1 protein-coding gene is annotated in these 1,081 nt (G+C 65.6%); it reads right to left on the bottom strand.

The genetic code is table 11. The features are described from left to right. A partial coding sequence (locus K4G64_RS39310) for an AMP-binding protein (RefSeq protein WP_221760627.1) occupies positions 1 to 1,081 on the bottom strand: 1,081 nt, incomplete at both ends.

The raw sequence follows: 1,081 nt of genomic DNA, 5'->3' as shown, positions 1-1,081 counted from the left end.
AGAAGTCGTCGTCGACGCCGACCTGGGCGAGACCGAGAACATCGGCGAACGCGGCGCAGACGATCTCCTCACGCGCGTTGGCCGGAGCACGCCCCGACCCCGCAAGCGCGGCATAGTCCGGCGCCGGCAACGCCCTGCGGTCCAGCTTGCCGTTCACCGTCACCGGCAGCTCACCGAGCACCACGAATACCGACGGCACCATGTACTCCGGCAACCGCTCGGACATGAATTCGCGCAGGTCAGACGGCAGTTCACCCTCCGCGGAAACCACATAACCGATGAGGCGTACGTCGCCGGGGGCTTCTTCCCGGGCCACGACAGCCGCCTGCACAACTCCCGGATGCTCCACCAGGACGCTCTGCACCTCGCCCGGCTCGATCCGGAAACCACGGATCTTCACCTGCTCATCCGCACGCCCCAGATACTCCAGCTGCCCATCCGCATTCCACCGCACCCGGTCACCCGTGCGATACATCCGCACACCCGACCCGAACGGACACGCAACAAACCGCTCCGACGTCAGCCGAGCACGCCCCACATAACCACGCGCCACCTGCACGCCCGCCAGATACAACTCACCCGCAACACCCACCGGCACAGGCCGCAACGACCCATCCAGCACAAACACCCGCGTATTGGCCACCGGCGCACCGATCGGCACCCCACCAGCCACCCCACCAGGACCGCACTCCCACGCCGTCACATCCACCGACGCCTCCGTCGGCCCATACAAGTTGTGCAGCCCCACCCCCTCAAACACCTCAAAGAACCGCTCCTGAGCCGCAACCCCCAACGCCTCACCCGAACACACCACACGCCGCAGACCCACACACCCAGCCGCAGCAGGCTCCGCAAGAAACACCTCAAGCATCGACGGCACAAAATGCACCGTCGACACCCGCTCCCGCACAATCAACGACGCCAAATACCCCGGATCCCGATGCCCACCCGGCCGCGCCACCACCAGACCGGCACCCCACAACAACGGCCAGAACAACTCCCACACCGACACATCGAAACCAAACGGCGTCTTCAACAGAACACGGTCATCACCCCCCAGACCGAACCGCTCCTGCATCCA

It is taken from the genome of Streptomyces sp. WAC04114 (assembly GCF_019733245.1).
Classification (GTDB): domain Bacteria; phylum Actinomycetota; class Actinomycetes; order Streptomycetales; family Streptomycetaceae; genus Streptomyces; species Streptomyces massasporeus_A.
Note: the sequence above shows the minus strand (reverse complement) of the source record. Positions and strands in the feature narration are given on the sequence as shown.